The organism is Lelliottia nimipressuralis (genome assembly GCF_004402045.1).
In the GTDB taxonomy this organism is placed as follows: Bacteria; Pseudomonadota; Gammaproteobacteria; order Enterobacterales; family Enterobacteriaceae; genus Enterobacter; species Enterobacter chinensis.
Genome location: NZ_SOMG01000002.1, coordinates 81,732 through 96,398 on the forward strand (window position 1 = coordinate 81,732; position 14,667 = coordinate 96,398).

14 protein-coding genes are annotated in these 14,667 nt (G+C 56.6%); 1 reads left to right on the plus strand and 13 read right to left on the minus strand.

Annotation, left to right across the window (positions count from 1 at the left end):
- Position 1: 1 nt before the first annotated feature.
- From ugpE to livK, 8 genes are all read right to left on the minus strand, one after another.
- The gene (gene ugpE, locus E3U32_RS00915) at positions 2-847 is read right to left on the minus strand and encodes a sn-glycerol-3-phosphate ABC transporter permease UgpE (protein ID WP_028015153.1); all 846 of its coding nucleotides are present in this window, start codon (positions 845-847) and stop codon (positions 2-4) included.
- A complete protein-coding gene (ugpA, locus tag E3U32_RS00920; protein ID WP_134347326.1) occupies positions 844-1,731 on the minus strand; it encodes a sn-glycerol-3-phosphate ABC transporter permease UgpA in 888 nt (295 codons plus the stop codon). The genes ugpE and ugpA overlap by 4 nt, the downstream gene beginning before the upstream one ends.
- A gap of 102 nt (positions 1,732-1,833) precedes the next feature.
- Positions 1,834-3,150, minus strand: coding sequence for a sn-glycerol-3-phosphate ABC transporter substrate-binding protein UgpB (ugpB, locus tag E3U32_RS00925; RefSeq protein ID WP_134347327.1), 1,317 nt, complete (start codon positions 3,148-3,150; stop codon positions 1,834-1,836).
- A gap of 268 nt (positions 3,151-3,418) precedes the next feature.
- Positions 3,419-4,132: a high-affinity branched-chain amino acid ABC transporter ATP-binding protein LivF gene (livF, locus tag E3U32_RS00930; protein WP_134347328.1), complete on the minus strand. Its 714-nt coding sequence runs from the start codon at positions 4,130-4,132 to the stop codon at positions 3,419-3,421.
- 1 nt (position 4,133) lies between these two features.
- The gene (livG, locus tag E3U32_RS00935) at positions 4,134-4,901 is read right to left on the minus strand and encodes a high-affinity branched-chain amino acid ABC transporter ATP-binding protein LivG (protein ID WP_134347329.1); all 768 of its coding nucleotides are present in this window, start codon (positions 4,899-4,901) and stop codon (positions 4,134-4,136) included.
- Positions 4,898-6,175: a high-affinity branched-chain amino acid ABC transporter permease LivM gene (locus tag E3U32_RS00940; RefSeq protein WP_134347330.1), complete on the minus strand. Its 1,278-nt coding sequence runs from the start codon at positions 6,173-6,175 to the stop codon at positions 4,898-4,900. The genes livG and E3U32_RS00940 overlap by 4 nt, the downstream gene beginning before the upstream one ends.
- A complete protein-coding gene (gene livH / locus E3U32_RS00945; protein WP_134347331.1) occupies positions 6,172-7,098 on the minus strand; it encodes a high-affinity branched-chain amino acid ABC transporter permease LivH in 927 nt (308 codons plus the stop codon). The genes E3U32_RS00940 and livH overlap by 4 nt, the downstream gene beginning before the upstream one ends.
- A gap of 46 nt (positions 7,099-7,144) precedes the next feature.
- The gene (gene livK, locus E3U32_RS00950; protein WP_024906696.1) at positions 7,145-8,254 is read right to left on the minus strand and encodes a high-affinity branched-chain amino acid ABC transporter substrate-binding protein LivK; all 1,110 of its coding nucleotides are present in this window, start codon (positions 8,252-8,254) and stop codon (positions 7,145-7,147) included.
- Positions 8,255-8,678: 424 nt separating this feature from the next.
- Here livK and panM point away from each other — a divergent pair, with 424 nt between their 5' ends.
- The gene (panM, locus tag E3U32_RS00960; protein WP_023310021.1) at positions 8,679-9,068 is read left to right on the plus strand and encodes an aspartate 1-decarboxylase autocleavage activator PanM; all 390 of its coding nucleotides are present in this window, start codon (positions 8,679-8,681) and stop codon (positions 9,066-9,068) included.
- A 76-nt stretch (positions 9,069-9,144) separates the two neighbouring features.
- On the opposite strand, the gene E3U32_RS00965 is transcribed toward panM, so the two are convergent.
- The 5 genes from E3U32_RS00965 to ftsE all read right to left on the minus strand — a co-directional run bounded on the left by E3U32_RS00965 (position 9,145) and on the right by ftsE (position 14,666).
- Positions 9,145-10,245, minus strand: coding sequence for a branched-chain amino acid ABC transporter substrate-binding protein (locus E3U32_RS00965; protein ID WP_166790897.1), 1,101 nt, complete (start codon positions 10,243-10,245; stop codon positions 9,145-9,147).
- A 196-nt stretch (positions 10,246-10,441) separates the two neighbouring features.
- Positions 10,442-11,707, minus strand: a complete 1,266-nt coding sequence (locus E3U32_RS00970; protein WP_134347333.1) for a 4-aminobutyrate--2-oxoglutarate transaminase — start codon at positions 11,705-11,707, stop codon at positions 10,442-10,444.
- Positions 11,708-11,843: 136 nt separating this feature from the next.
- Positions 11,844-12,701, minus strand: coding sequence for an RNA polymerase sigma factor RpoH (gene rpoH / locus E3U32_RS00975; RefSeq protein WP_010436497.1), 858 nt, complete (start codon positions 12,699-12,701; stop codon positions 11,844-11,846).
- A 251-nt stretch (positions 12,702-12,952) separates the two neighbouring features.
- Positions 12,953-14,008: a permease-like cell division protein FtsX gene (gene ftsX / locus E3U32_RS00980; protein WP_023326488.1), complete on the minus strand. Its 1,056-nt coding sequence runs from the start codon at positions 14,006-14,008 to the stop codon at positions 12,953-12,955.
- A complete protein-coding gene (gene ftsE / locus E3U32_RS00985) occupies positions 14,001-14,666 on the minus strand; it encodes a cell division ATP-binding protein FtsE (protein ID WP_134347334.1) in 666 nt (221 codons plus the stop codon). Before ftsE ends, ftsX begins: the two co-directional genes overlap by 8 nt.
- Position 14,667: the final 1 nt, after the last annotated feature.

Sequence of the window (14,667 nt, forward strand, 5' to 3'; positions counted from 1 at the left end):
CTTATTTCTCGCTATCGACCAGGCCACGGACAAACGCACGCTGCATGGCTAAAACAATGACTACGGGTGGGATAAGGGTGAGCAGCATCGCCGCCATCACCTGGTTCCAGAGGGTGGTGCCTTCGCCGGTGGCGATCATGCCTTTGATGCCCGCCACGGCGGTGCCGAGGTTGACGTCCTGGATAATCAACAGCGGCCACAGGTACTGGTTCCAGCCGTAGATAAAGGTGATCACAAACAGCGCCGCGAGGTTGGTTTTCGACAGCGGCAGCACAATGTCGCGGAAAAAGCGCATCGGCGAGGCGCCGTCGATGCGCGCGGCTTCAATCAGCTCGTCCGGCAGGGTCATAAAGAACTGGCGGAACAGGAAGGTAGCGGTCGCTGAGGCCATCAGCGGCAGGGTTAAGCCCGCGTAGCTGTCGAGCATCTTCAGATTGGCGATCACTTCCACCGTCGGGAAGATACGTACCTCCACCGGCAGCATCAGGGTGATGAAAATCATCCAGAAGAACAGGTTGCGCAGCGGAAAGCGGAACCAGACGATGGCGAAGGCCGAGAGCATCGACACCGTGATTTTGCCGACGGTTATGCCAAACGCCATGATGAAGCTGTTGAGCATCATCAGCCAGAACGGTGCGCTGTTGGCCCCCACGCCCTGCGTCCAGATGGTCTTCATGTTCTCAAACAGATGCCCGCCGGGGATCAGCGTCATCGGCGTATCGAACACGGCTTTGGTGTCCAGCGTGGCGGCAACAAAGGCCACGTACAGCGGGAACAGGATGACGATGATCCCTAAAATCAGCATGGTATGGCTGAAAATCGTCAGCCCGCGACGGTTCTCAATCATTGGTAGCGCACCTTACTTTCAACATAGCGGAACTGCACCACCGTCAGGATGATAACGAGGAACATCAGCACGACCGACTGCGCGGCGGAGGCGGAAAGATCCAGACCGGCGAAACCTTCGCGGTAAATTTTATAAATCAGCGTCGTGGTGGCCTGAACCGGGCCGCCCGCGGTGGCGGCGTCGATCACCGGGAAGGTGTCGAAGAAGGCGTACACGAGGTTGACCACCAGCAGGAAGAAACTCACCGGAGCGATTAGCGGCAGCGACAGCCTGAAGAAGCGACGAATGGGCCCAGCGCCGTCAATCGCCGCTGCTTCCACCAGCGAACGCGGGATGGACTGCAGCGCGGCAAAGAAGAACAGGAAGTTGTAACTGATCTGCTTCCACACCGAGGCGAACACCACCAGGAACATCGCCTGGCCGCTGTTCTGGGCGTGGTTCCAGTCGTAGCCTAGCTCTGCCAGGAAATGGGTGATCAAACCGCGGCCAGGGTTAAACAGGAAGATCCACAGCACGGCGGCGACGGCAGGGGCAACGGCGTAAGGTAGCAGCATCAGCGTTTGATACAGACGGCTGCCGCGCACCACGTAATCCACCAGCGCGGCGAAAAACAGCGAGGCGACAAGGCCACTCACGGTAACCAGGGTGCTGAATTTGATCGTCGTCCAGAAGGCGTCGAGGTAGTAGCTGTCGTGCCACAGGGCCGCGAAGTTATCCAGGCCCACAAACTGGCTGGACAGCCCGAAAGGATCGACGCTTTGTACCGAGTACCACAGCGCTTCGCCCGCAGGCCAGATAAAGAAGATAACGGTGATGACCAGCTGTGGCGCGACCAGAAGATAGGGCAGCCAGCGGGAACGGAACACCGGACGGGATGATGACATTGAGATTTGGTTCCTGAACAATGCCGGGTGGCGGCTACGCCTTACCCGGCCTACATGTGGCACGTCGTAGGCCCGGTAGGCGCAGCGCCACCGGACATTTTTTTACGATTTGGTCGACTGCTCAAAGCGACGCAGCAGCTGATTCCCGCGCTCTACCGCTGAATCCAGCGCCTGCTGTGGTGTTTTCTTACCGGTCCACACGCTTTCCAGCTCTTCATCAACGATGGTACGGATCTGCGGCATGTTGCCCAGACGCAGGCCTTTGGTGAACGGCAATGGTGGCTTGTTCAGCATTTGACGCGTCGCGATATCCGCGCCCGGGTTTTTGCTGTAGAAACCCTGCTCGCGGGTCAGGTCATACGCGGCTTTGGTGATCGGCAGGTAGCCGGTCTTCTGGTGCCATTCGGCAGCATTTTCCGGCTTCGCCAGGAAGTCGAGGAACTCGGCTACGCCTTTGTAGGTGCCCTTGTCTTTGCCCTGCATCACCCACAGGCTCGCCCCGCCGATAATCGCGTTCTGCGGCGCGCCCTTCACGTCAGCATCGTAAGGCATCATGCCCACGCCGTAGTTGAATTTGGCGTAGTGGCGGATATCGGCCAGCGAGCCGGAAGAGGCGGTGGTAATGGCGCAGTCACCGTTGTAGAACTTCTCGGTAGATTCGTCTTTACGCCCGAAGTAGCTGAAGTCGCCCTTCTTATTCAACTCTTCCAGCAGGGCGATATGCTTCACCTGCTCAGGCTTATTGAACTCCAGCACTGCATCGGTGCCGTCGAAACCGTTGTTTTTGGTCGCAACCGGCAGGCCGTGCCAGGCGCTAAAGTTCTCAATCTGGATCCAACCCTGCCAGCCGCTGGCGTAACCGCACTTCATCCCCGCCGCTTTCAGCTTCGCGGTGTACTCGGCCAGATCCTGCCAGGTTTTTGGCGGCTGCTCCGGGTCTAAACCGGCTTTTTTGAAGGCGTCTTTGTTGTAGTACAGCACCGGTGTAGAGCTGTTAAACGGCTGTGACAGCAGATGCCCGGTTTTGGAATCGGTGTAGTAACCCGCCACGGTTGGCACGAACCGGGATTCATCGAAGTTAATGCCCGCTTCTTTGAACACTTCATAGACCGGCTTGATGGCTTTGGAGGCCATCATGGTCGCAGTACCCACTTCATAAACCTGTAACAACGCAGGTGCGTTACCGGTACGGAAGGCGGCAATACCCGCGCTCAGGCTCTGCTCGTAGTTACCTTTGTACACCGGCACAATTTTGTAATCCGGATGGGTGTCGTTGAAACGCTGCGCCAGGGAGTCAACTTCTTTACCCAACTCCCCTTCCATGGAATGCCAGAACGGAATGGTGGTGACAGCCATTGCGTTCGTCGCAAAAGCCAGACCCAGTGCCAGACCCAAAGCTGTGTGTCGTAACGATGTCATTGTCATCTCTCTTATTGTGCCGGATGCGCGATATCACGCGTTTTATGCTCGCGAGGTAACATGACATGCTCGAATGACAGAAAAATAACTGTTTGTTTACAGATAAGTGACAACAAGACGTCAGGGGGATGATGGTTGTGTGAAGGGGTTGGGGTGTAGTTGGGTGCGGTCTGGTGCCCTCACCCCGACCCTCTCCCACAGGGAGAGGGAGAAAACCGATCGGTTCCCTCTCCCTGTGGGAGAGGGTTAGGGTGAGGGGGAAATGCAATTAACCGCCTAAATACGCACTCCGCACCGCCTCATTAGCCAGCAGCGCGTCTCCGGTATCGGAGAGCACCACGCGGCCGTTCTCCAGCACGTAGCCACGGTCAGCGAGCTTCAGCGCCTGGTTGGCGTTCTGCTCGACGAGGAAGATGGTCATCCCCTCTTTACGCAGCTGCTCGATGGTGTCGAAAATCTGCTGGATGATGATCGGCGCAAGACCCAGCGACGGTTCATCCAGCAGCAGCAGTCGCGGCTGGCTCATCAGCGCTCGGCCGATCGCCAGCATCTGTTGCTCACCGCCGGACATGGTGCCCGCACGCTGAATGCGGCGCTCCCACAGGCGCGGGAAGAGTTCATAGACCCACTTGATACGGGTCTGGTACTGATCGCGGTGGGCGAAGAACCCACCCATCGCCAGGTTCTCTTCCACCGTCATACGGGAGAAGACGCGACGCCCTTCCGGAACAATCGCCACCGCCTCACGCATGATTTTGGCTGTCTGCCAGTCGGTAATGTCTTTGCCATCGAACACAATCCGCCCGCTGGTGGCGCGCGGGTCGCCGCACAGGGTGCCGAGCAGCGTGGTTTTGCCCGCGCCGTTGGCCCCAATCAGGGTGACGATTTCACCCTGATTGATATGCAGGCTGACGTCGTGCAGCGCCTGGATCTTGCCGTAGTGCGCATTGACCTTGTCGAACGTTAACATCGCTTTTTCCATCTTATGCCTCACCAAGGTATGCGCGGATCACGTCCGGGTTGTTGCGGATCTCTTCCGGCGTGCCGTTCGCCAGCGGCGTGCCCTGGTTTACAACGTAGATACGGTCCGAAATGCCCATCACCAGCTTCATGTCATGCTCAATCAGCAGAATGGTGGTGTCGTGACTATCGCGCAGCTCGGCAATCAGCTCGTCCAGCTCTTTGGTCTCTTTCGGGTTAAGCCCTGCCGCCGGTTCGTCGAGCATCAGGATTTCCGGTTGCGTGACCATGCAGCGCACAATTTCAAGACGACGCTGATCGCCATACGCGAGGTTGCTCGCCTGGCGGTTAGCGTGCTGCAGCAGGCCAATTCGGTCGAGCCAGGTGGCGGCGCGATCAAGCGCTTCATCCTGCGCGCGGCGGAAGGCCGGGGTTTTAAGCAGGCCGGAGAACAGCCCGGTTTTCAGCTGCTGATGCTGTGCCACCAGCAGGTTCTCAATCACCGTCATCTCGCGGAACAGACGAACGTGCTGGAAGGTACGCACCACGCCCATGCGCGCAATCTGCTGACCCGGTAAACCTTCGAGGTGCTGGTCGCGCAGCATGATGGTGCCGCCCGTCGGCTTGTAGAAGCCGGTCAGGCAGTTGAAGACCGTGGTTTTCCCCGCGCCGTTCGGGCCAATCAGGGAGACAATCTCTTTCTTGTGCAGATCCAGTGACACGTTGTTGACCGCCAGCAGGCCGCCAAAACGCATCATCAGGCCGTTAACGGATAATAAAGGCTGACTCATGCCTGCTCTCCTTTTGCCTGGGTGCGTTTCAGCTTCAGCTGTGGACGGGTCATCGGCAGCAGGCCCTGTGGACGCCAGATCATCATCAGCACCATCAGCCCACCCAGCATCAGCATGCTGTACTCGTTAAAGTCTCGCATCAGCTCGCGGGAGACCACCAGCAGAATGGCAGCAAGGATAACGGCAAACTGCGAGCCCATCCCACCGAGCACCACAATTGCCAGCACGAAGGCGGATTCGGCAAAGGTGAACGATTCCGGGCTGACGAAGCCCTGGCGCGCGGCAAACAGCGTCCCGGCGAAACCGGCAAACGCGGCGCTGATGGTGAACGCGGTCAGCTTGATGCGGGTCGGGTTCAGGCCCAGGGAACGGCAGGCGATCTCATCTTCACGCAGCGCTTCCCACGCGCGGCCCAGCGGCATGCGCAGCAGACGGTTAATCACGAACAGGGTAATCACCACCAGCAGCAGCGCCACCAGATAGAGCCAAATCACGCGGTCGGACGGGTCATACTTGACGCCGAAGAAGTTACTGAAGGTGTCCCAGCCGCCTTCGCGGGCAGAACGGCTGAACTCCAGGCCGAAGAAGGTCGGTTTCGGGATCTGGCTGATGCCGTTCGGGCCGCCGGTCACTTCGGTGTTATTCAGCAGCAGGATACGGACGATTTCGCCAAAGCCTAAGGTCACAATCGCCAGGTAGTCACCGCGCAGGCGCAGCACCGGGAAGCCAAGCAGGAAACCGGCGGCGGCAGAGACCAGCCCCGCCAGCGGCAGACAGGTCCAGAAGCCGAGGCCGTAATAGTGGTTCAGCAGCGCAAAGGTGTAGGCACCGATGGCGTAGAAGCCGCCGTAGCCCAGCACCAGCAGGCCAGAGAGCCCTACGACCACGTTCAGACCGAGACCGAGAATCACGTAGATCATGGTCAGGGTGGCGATATCTACGGTTCCACGCGACACCACAAACGGCCACGCCACGGCAGCCACCAGCAGCGCCACGAGGAACAGCTTTTGCTTAACGGTAGAACCGTCGATTGCCGGCAGCACGAATTTCGGCCCGGAGACGTTTTTCAGCGTCTTCTGGAACAGTGGACGCAGCAGCTGGAAAAGGAACACCACGGCGGTACCGATAAACACCCACTGCCAGCGGATGTCGGGGGCGGTATCTACTACCAGCTTAGTGCCGTCCAGACCTAACTGGACGCCCATAAAGACGCCCGCCAGCACGAAGAACATGGCGGCAGAGAGCAGCGCCATTGCAAAATGCATCGGTTTCATACTTTTTCTACCTCCGGACGGCCCAGAATACCGGTAGGCATCACCAGCAGAACCAGAATCAGCAGGGCAAACGACACCACATCTTTATATTCCGTGCTCAGGTACGCCGAGGAAAGCGCTTCCGCCACGCCCAGGATCAGGCCACCGATCATTGCGCCCGGAATACTGCCGATACCGCCCAGCACCGCCGCGGTGAAGGCTTTCATCCCAGCCATAAAGCCAATGTATGGGTTGATCACGCCGTAGAACTGGCCGAGCAGGACACCCGCCACCGCCGCCATCGCTGCGCCAATCACGAAGGTCAGGGCAATCACGCGGTCGGTGTTGATGCCGAGCAGGCTAGCCATCTTCAGATCTTCCGCGCAGGCGCGGCAGGCGCGTCCCATACGGGAGTAGCGGATGAAAATGGTCAGGGCGAGCATCGCAATAAAGGTCACCACCCAGATAACCAGCTGCATGGTGGTGATAGACGCAGAGAAGTTTTCGCTGGCCCCCACAATCCACTGGCCGTTAAACAGGCTTGGCAGCGCCACGTCGCGCGAACCTTCGGTCAGGCTGACGTAGTTTTGCAGGAAGATAGACATACCGATGGCGGAGATCAGCGCAATCAGACGCTTGGAGCTGCGCACCGGCCGGTAAGCCACGCGCTCTATGCTCCAGCCGTAGGCGCTGGCAATCACAATCGCGCCGACAAACCCGGCGGCGACCAGCAGCCAGCTGCTGTCGATGCCCATCATCATCAGCGCGGCAATAATCATAAAGGAGACATAGCTACCGATCATGTACACCTCGCCGTGGGCGAAGTTGATCATGCCGATAATGCCGTAAACCATCGTGTAGCCGATGGCGATCAGTGCATAGGTGCTTCCCAGCGTGACGCCGTTAAACATCTGCTGCAGGAAATAGAGAAACTGCTCGGACATATGCAAACCTTTTTATACCCGCCCGTCAGTCCGGGCGGTGGGATAATTATTTGGCGGCCGAGGACGAACCGTCGGCGTGCCACTTAAAGACACCAAACTCAAATCCCTTCAGATCGCCTTTCTCATCCCAGTTCAGCGGCCCAATCACGGTGTTCGCCCCGTGTGCTTTTAAATCTTTCACCAGATCCAGCGGTTCTTTACTGCCGGAGCGATCCAGCGCGGTGGCCAGAGACTGTACGGCCGCGTAGGTGATCCAGACGTACGGACCACTCGGATCTTTCTTCTGCGCCTTGAGCGCATCCACGATAGCCTTGTTGGCCGGATCCTGGTCATAGCGTTTTGGCATCGTCACCAGCATGCCTTCGGCAGAATCACCCGCAATGTTAGACAGGGAGGCATTGCCCACGCCCTCTGGCCCCATAAACTGGGTTTTCAGACCGGTCGCGCGCGCCTGGCGCAGCATCTGACCCATTTCCGGATAGTAGCCACCGTAATAAACGAAGTCGATGTTCTCTTTTTGCAGACGGGCGATCAGCGCGGAGAAGTCTTTCTCCCCGGCGGTAATGCCGTCGAAGAAGACGATGTTCGCGCCGCCTTTTTTCAGGCCATCCTGCACGGAACGCGCCAGACCTTCGCCGTACTGCTGTTTGTCATGAATAATGGCAATGCGCTGCGGCTTGACAGTTTCGAGGATGTATTTCGCCGCGGTTGGCCCCTGGGAGGAGTCCAGACCGGCGGTACGCATAATGTGCTGGTAGCCGCGCTGGGTCAGCTCAGGGTTAGTTGCACCTGGGGTGATCATCAGAATGCCTTCGTCTTCGTAGATATCAGACGCGGGCTGGGTGGAGGATGAGCACAGATGGCCGATCACATACTGGATGCCATCGTTGACGATTTTGTTGGCGACCGCGACGGCCTGTTTAGGATCGCAGGCGTCGTCATATTCCACGCCCACCAGCTTGTCGCCTTTGATGCCACCTTTAGCATTGATGTCTTTGATGGCCTGGCGCGCGCCGTTGAACTCCATGTCGCCCCACTGGGCAACAGGGCCGGACATCGCACCCACAACCGCAACTTTAATGTCCTCCGCCATAGCGGCATGCGAGATCGACAGTGCGACCATCCCCGCGATTAATGTCTTCGCGTTCCTTTTCATCTCTGAATCCCCATTCGTGATGTCGTGTTTATATTTTGTTTTATTATGGTTAAAAAGCATTCTGTACTTTTAATGAACAACGCTATTTTTACCAGTGCCTTTAATGGTTTAGCGCAGTTTTTTATCAAAAACCAGACTAAAATCTCTATTTTTCAGGCGATTAAGCAAAGATAATATTCTGAAATCAGGCAGAGATAAACAAATAAAAGCGCAGTTTGCAGCATAAAATAACGGTACAATGCGCCGAATAAATCACTGCCGATCAGGTTAAAATTCTGCTTATTTTTCGATCCATGTGTTTTCAAACTGCCCATTGCGTTGCCAAAAAACTAATCACCTGGCGAATGACAATAAAAAGAGGAAGCCGCTGAGTGAATAAATTGAGTACACTGCCCTTACTCAATTTGATTTGGACATGTAGCTAATGAAACTGACTATCGTGCGTCTGGTGACCTTTAGCGACCAGGATCATATCGACCTGGGCAAAATCTGGCCGGAATATTCCCCTTCGTCGCTACGCGTCGATGAGACCCACCGCATTTATGCCGCGCGTTTTAACGAGCGCCTGCTGGCTGCGGTTCGTGTGACCCTGAGCGGTACAGAAGGGGCGCTGGACTCACTGCGCGTACGTGACGTCACCCGTCGTCGTGGCGTGGGCCAGTATTTAATTGAAGAAGTGATCCGCGAAAACCCGAGCGTAACCTCCTGGTGGATGGCTGACGTGGGCGTGGAAGACCGCGGCGTAATGGCAGCGTTTATGCAGGCGTTAGGGTTTACGGCGCAGGAGAGTGGGTGGGAGAAGCGCCAGGGCTGATGTGTGCGGCCTGATGCCCTCACCCTTGCCCTCTGAGAAAACATTAAAAAAGGCAACTTACGTTGCCTTTTTGCTTTTATTTGGCGTCTGTCGCCGTGCCGTTAGCATGCCAGTCAAACACGCCGAACTCGAAGCCCTTCAGATCGCCCTTCGCGTCCCAGGAGAGTGGCCCCATTACGGTCTCGACGGTATTCGCTTTCAGCCAGGTGGCAATCTCAGCCGGATCGGCTGACTGGTTCAGACCCGCCTGCAGAGACTGCAGTGCCGCGTAGGTGGTCCAGACGAACGCGCCGCTTGGATCCTGTTTCTTCGCCTTGATGGCATCAACGACAGGTTTGTTCGCAGGCACCTGGTCGTAGTTCTTCGGCTTGGTCACCAGCAGACCTTCCGCAGACTCACCCGCGATGTTAGACAGGGAAACGTTCGCCACGCCTTCTGGTCCCATGAACTGGGTTTTCAGACCGGCAGCACGCGCCTGACGCAGGATTTGGCCCATTTCCGGGTGATAACCGCCGTAGTAAACGAAGTCAATATTCTCTTTCTTCAGACGCGCAACCAGCGTGGAGAAGTCTTTCTCACCAGCGGTGATCCCGTCGAAGAACACGATATCAGCTTTCGCTTTCTTGAGGTTGTCCTGCACCGAACGCGCCAGGCCTTCACCGTACTGCTGCTTGTCGTGAACGATGGCAATGCGCTTCGGCTTCACTTTTTCAACGATGTATTTCGCCGCGGTTGGACCCTGGTCAGAGTCCAGACCGGTGGTGCGCAGCGTCAGCTTATAGCCGCGCGCGGTCAGCTCCGGGGCAGTCGCTGCCGGGGTGATCATCAGAATACCTTCTTCTTCGTAGATGTCAGACGCGGGCTGAGTTGAGGAAGAGCACAGGTGACCGATAACGTATTTGATCCCGTCGTTCACCACTTTGTTCGCGACCGCGACCGCTTGTTTCGGGTCACAGGCATCATCATATTTTACGATCTGCAGTTTTTCGCCTTTGATACCGCCCTTAGCATTAATGTCTGCAACCGCCTGTTCTGCGCCGGTAAACTCCTGGTCACCGTACTGCGCTACCGGACCGGACATTGCGCCAACAACAGCCACTTTGATGTCTGCCTGAGCCATGGTGCTGAATGCCAACGCGATACATCCTGCCAGTAACGCTTTACCCTTCATGTTCATCCTGAGATTCCCCATTATTATGGTTATTACGATTGTTGTGATGTTGTTGTGTAGCGCTTTATTTCAGTTATAGGTATACCACTCGCGCTTTTTCAGCATACTCTGCTAAAACATACCCCATTTTTATGATTTTGGAATAGCAAATTTGAAATGAATATATGATAAGCCCGGCAGGAATTTCGCCGGGCTTCTGGCTTTAACGTGTCAGCGACGCGGAGATAATGTCCAGCGCCTGGCGGAACTGCGCTTCGGGGATAGTCAACGGATACAGGAAACGAATAACGTTGCCGTAGACGCCACAGCTCAGCAGCAGCAGACCTTCCTGCAATGCGCGATCCTGTACCTGGCGGGTAAATTCCGGAGAAGGATGCCCCGTCTGCGGGTCGTTAAACTCCACCGCCACCATGGAGCCCTGCGCGCGAATATCAGCGATATACGGGCAGTGTTCCTTCGCTTTGTTCAGCACTTCCACCAGGTGATGCCCAAGGTGCGCCGAGCGCGTGCAGAGATCTTCTTCATCAATCACGTCCAGCACGGCATGCGCCGCCGCAATCGCCAGCGGGTTCCCCGCATAGGTACCGCCCAGCCCGCCTGGTGCAGGGGCATCCATCACCTCAGCACGGCCCGACACCGCAGAGAGCGGCATTCCGCCCGCCAGGCTTTTCGCCATGGTGATCAAATCGGGCTTCACGCAGTGGTGTTCCATCGAGAACAGCTTGCCGGTACGGGCGAAACCGCTTTGCACCTCGTCGGCAATCAGCAAAATACCGTGGGTGTCGCACAGGGCGCGCAGCGCCTGCATAAAATCAGCAGGGGCGATGTTAAACCCGCCCTCGCCCTGAACCGGTTCGAGAATAATTGCCGCGACCTGGTCGGGTGCAATATCCGCTTTAAAGATGCGCTCCAGGCTCTTTAGCGCTTCCGCCGTGCTGACGCCATGCAGTTCATTCGGATACTGGGCGTGATACACCGAACCGGGGAAGGGGCCGAAGCCAAGCTTGTAGGGAGCGACTTTGCCGGTCAGCGCCATGGTCATAAAAGTGCGACCATGGAACGCGCCGCCGAAGGTGATAAGGCCTGGACGTTTGGTAAAGGCGCGGGCAATTTTTACGGCGTTTTCGACCGCTTCTGCGCCCGTAGAGAAGAACGCCGTTTTCGCCGGGCCGTCAATTGGCACGCGTGCGTTGAGGCGTTCAGCAAGCGACACATAGCCTTCGTACGGCACAATCTGGTAGGCCGTATGGGTAAAGGCGTGGAGTTGTTTTTCGATAGCGGAAATGATTTTTGGATGGCGATGGCCGGTATTCAGCACCGCGATCCCCGCGGCGAAGTCGATGTACTCATTGCCCTCGACGTCCCACACCGTGGCGTTTTCGGCTTTATCAGCATAGAAGTTACACATCACGCCGATGCCGCGCGGCGTCGCCTGTAAACGCCGGTCGTGCAGTTCGTTATTTTTCACCCTGTCCCCCTGAGAAATTCACCTGCTTAGCGCATCTGTAAGTGTTTGCCAGGGGGAGGGAATTCGCCAGAGCGGGAGATAAAAAAACAAAAACCCCCGAATTTGCATTCGAGGGTTATCGGGGACTTCGCGGAAATTACGCTTCGATAGCGGCGCGAAGTTTTTTCATGGCGTTCTTTTCAAGCTGACGGACGCGTTCCGCAGAAACGCCGTAGCGGTCGGCCAGCTCCTGCAGCGTGGACTTGTTATCTTCGTCCAGCCAGCGGGCACGGATGATGTCCTGGCTACGTTCGTCGAGGCCTTCCATCGCAAAGGTCAGCTTGTTCGCCGCCTGGTCTTCCCAGTTATCTTCTTCAATGCCGTCAGCAAAGTTAGAAGTCTTATCCTGCAGGTACAGGACCGGGGCCATCGGCTGGCTGTCGGATGCGTCGTCGTCGGAAGACATGTCAAAGGTCATGTCCTGCGCGGCCATGCGGGATTCCATCTCACGAACGTCTTTGCTGGATACACCCAGCTCGCGCGCCACCATTTCGACTTCATCCTGATTGAACCAGCCCAGACGCTGCTTGGTTTTACGCAGGTTGAAGAACAGTTTGCGTTGCGCTTTTGTCGTGGCAACTTTCACAATACGCCAGTTACGCAGCACGTATTCATGAATTTCTGCTTTGATCCAGTGCACGGCGAAAGAGACCAGTCGCACACCCACTTCCGGGTTAAAGCGACGTACAGCCTTCATCAGGCCGATGTTACCTTCCTGAATCAAGTCCGCCTGCGGCAGGCCGTAGCCCGAGTAGTTACGAGCAACGTGAACAACAAAGCGCAGGTGAGACAGGATCAGCGTCTTAGCTGCTTCCAGATCGCCCTGGTAATGCAGCTTTTCAGCAAGCTCCTTTTCTTCCTCGGCCGTCAACATCGGCCAGGTGTTCGCAGCCCGGATGTAAGACTCCAGGTTACCAACAGGGGCTAAAGCTAAAGTTTGCATTTCTTTGGTCATTCATTCCTCTCAATGTTTCTTCTGGTCCAGGCTGTCCCCGTCAGGCAACAACCATGCCAAAGCGTTTGAGCAACGAGATTAGCATTCACTCTTTTATCAGACAGTGATTTTATCCACAAGTTCCAGGTGCAACGGTGAATAAATTACGCACAAATTGTGACATGGAGATGATAACAGGGGAAGAGACAACAGGGACGCTTTCCCTGCAGAGCGAACATCTCGGTGCAGGGAAAGATTATATCACGCTTTTATTAGTCGGGAGTAAAGTGACGTAAATGTTGAACGGTTGCCAGCCAGGCTGCCACCCACCCAATCATTGAGCAAACCAGCAGCAGTAACAGGCACTCATCGAACCCTAAGCCGCTGATATCAAACTTCGTTCCGAAAACCTGCGCCACTTCAGTTACAGCCGACGAAAGCCGCATCACCAAAATTTCTGACAATATCAGTGAAAGAAATGCGCCGGAAAAACCGAGCAGTGCACCGCCGTAGAGGAACGGTCGAAGGATGAATCCATCCGTCGCACCAATCAGTTTCTGCACGTTGATGGTATCGCGACGGGCGAAGATGCTCAGGCGCACGCTGTTACCGATGACCAGGAACACCGCCGCCACCATCAGCACGCCAATCATCGCCGCAACGCGTCCGACCAGCCCGGTCAGCGCGGCAAGACGTGCGAACCAGCTGTCATCCATGCGCACTTCATCAATGCCTTTAATGCGTGTAATGCGATCGCGCAGGGTGTTAAGCGAATCGGTCCCCTGGAAATCCAGTTTCGGGATCACCACCGCCACCGCGGGCAGCGGGTTCTCTTCGAGCATATCCAGCGCACCGCCAAAGCCTGACCAGTTACGGAACTCGCCCAGCGCGTCTTCACGTGAGAGATAATTGACCTTCTCCACGCCCTGCTCGGCCTGAATTTGCCCGACCACCTGCGCCGCGGCGTTATCGTCGAGCGCTTTATCCAGATAGACCGTGATCTGCGGGGACGGATAATACTGCGAGGCCGCCTGGTTGACGTTTTTATAGACCATATAGCAGACGCTTGGCAGCGTGAGGGAGATGGCGATCACCATCACCGTCAGGAACGTCGCCAGCGGTTTGCTTTTCAGGTCCTGCAGGGCACCGTGGAACGCGTAGCGCACCTGCTCGTTAAACACGTTGGTTTTACGGGAGGCCGGCTTTGGCGCGGCCTTCTGGCGCTTCGGCGCATTACGATTGCCGTCACCACCGCCCTGCGGCTTACGGAAACGGTCAAACCGGTTCCCGAACTGCCGAATCTGGTTTATTGCATCACGCTTATTCACCGAGGCCTCCGTGCAAATGACCGTCGCTCAGGGTCAGCATGCGGTACGAACGACGGGAAATGAGCCCGATGTCGTGCGTCGCCATCAATACGGTGACCCCCACGCGGTTAAATTCCTCAAACAGACGCAAAATGCCTTCTGACAGGGCATCGTCCAGGTTACCGGTAGGTTCATCCGCCAGCAATACCGCCGGCTTGTTCACCACCGCACGGGCAATGCCCACGCGCTGCTGTTCACCGCCGGAGAGCTGGATCGGGAAGTTCTTCGCTTTGTCCAGCAGCCCGACCTTATCCAGCGCCGCAGAGACGCGACGGCGGATATCATCATAGCTGGCACCGGCAATAATCAGCGGAATGGCCACGTTATCGAAAACGGTGCGATCCATCAGCAGGTGGTGGTCCTGGAAAATCATGCCGATCTGACGACGCAGGAACGGCACTTCGCGGTTTTTCAGGCGACTGATCTCATGACCACCGAAAAAGATTTTCCCGGCGCTTGGCCGCTCAATCCCACAGATAAGCTTGAGCAGGGTACTTTTCCCTGCGCCGGAATGGCCGGTCAGGAATGCCATCTCGCCCGGCTGCAGGTGAAATGTCACCCCCTGCAGCGCTTGTCTCCCACCGAGATAGGCCTTGCTGACGTGTTCAAAGCGAATCATT

Bases quoted from the DNA above. Each gene is read 5' to 3' on its own strand.
- ugpE (WP_028015153.1), bottom strand. From the start codon at position 847: ATGATTGAGAACCGTCGCGGGCTGACGATTTTCAGCCATACCATGCTG.
- ugpA (WP_134347326.1), bottom strand. From the start codon at position 1,731: ATGTCATCATCCCGTCCGGTGTTCCGTTCCCGCTGGCTGCCCTATCTT.
- ugpB (WP_134347327.1), bottom strand. From the start codon at position 3,150: ATGACATCGTTACGACACACAGCTTTGGGTCTGGCACTGGGTCTGGCT.
- livF (WP_134347328.1), bottom strand. From the start codon at position 4,132: ATGGAAAAAGCGATGTTAACGTTCGACAAGGTCAATGCGCACTACGGC.
- livG (WP_134347329.1), bottom strand. From the start codon at position 4,901: ATGAGTCAGCCTTTATTATCCGTTAACGGCCTGATGATGCGTTTTGGC.
- E3U32_RS00940 (WP_134347330.1), bottom strand. From the start codon at position 6,175: ATGAAACCGATGCATTTTGCAATGGCGCTGCTCTCTGCCGCCATGTTC.
- livH (WP_134347331.1), bottom strand. From the start codon at position 7,098: ATGTCCGAGCAGTTTCTCTATTTCCTGCAGCAGATGTTTAACGGCGTC.
- livK (WP_024906696.1), bottom strand. From the start codon at position 8,254: ATGAAAAGGAACGCGAAGACATTAATCGCGGGGATGGTCGCACTGTCG.
- panM (WP_023310021.1), top strand. From the start codon at position 8,679: ATGAAACTGACTATCGTGCGTCTGGTGACCTTTAGCGACCAGGATCAT.
- E3U32_RS00965 (WP_166790897.1), bottom strand. From the start codon at position 10,245: ATGAACATGAAGGGTAAAGCGTTACTGGCAGGATGTATCGCGTTGGCA.
- rpoH (WP_010436497.1), bottom strand. From the start codon at position 12,701: ATGACCAAAGAAATGCAAACTTTAGCTTTAGCCCCTGTTGGTAACCTG.
- ftsE (WP_134347334.1), bottom strand. From the start codon at position 14,666: ATGATTCGCTTTGAACACGTCAGCAAGGCCTATCTCGGTGGGAGACAA.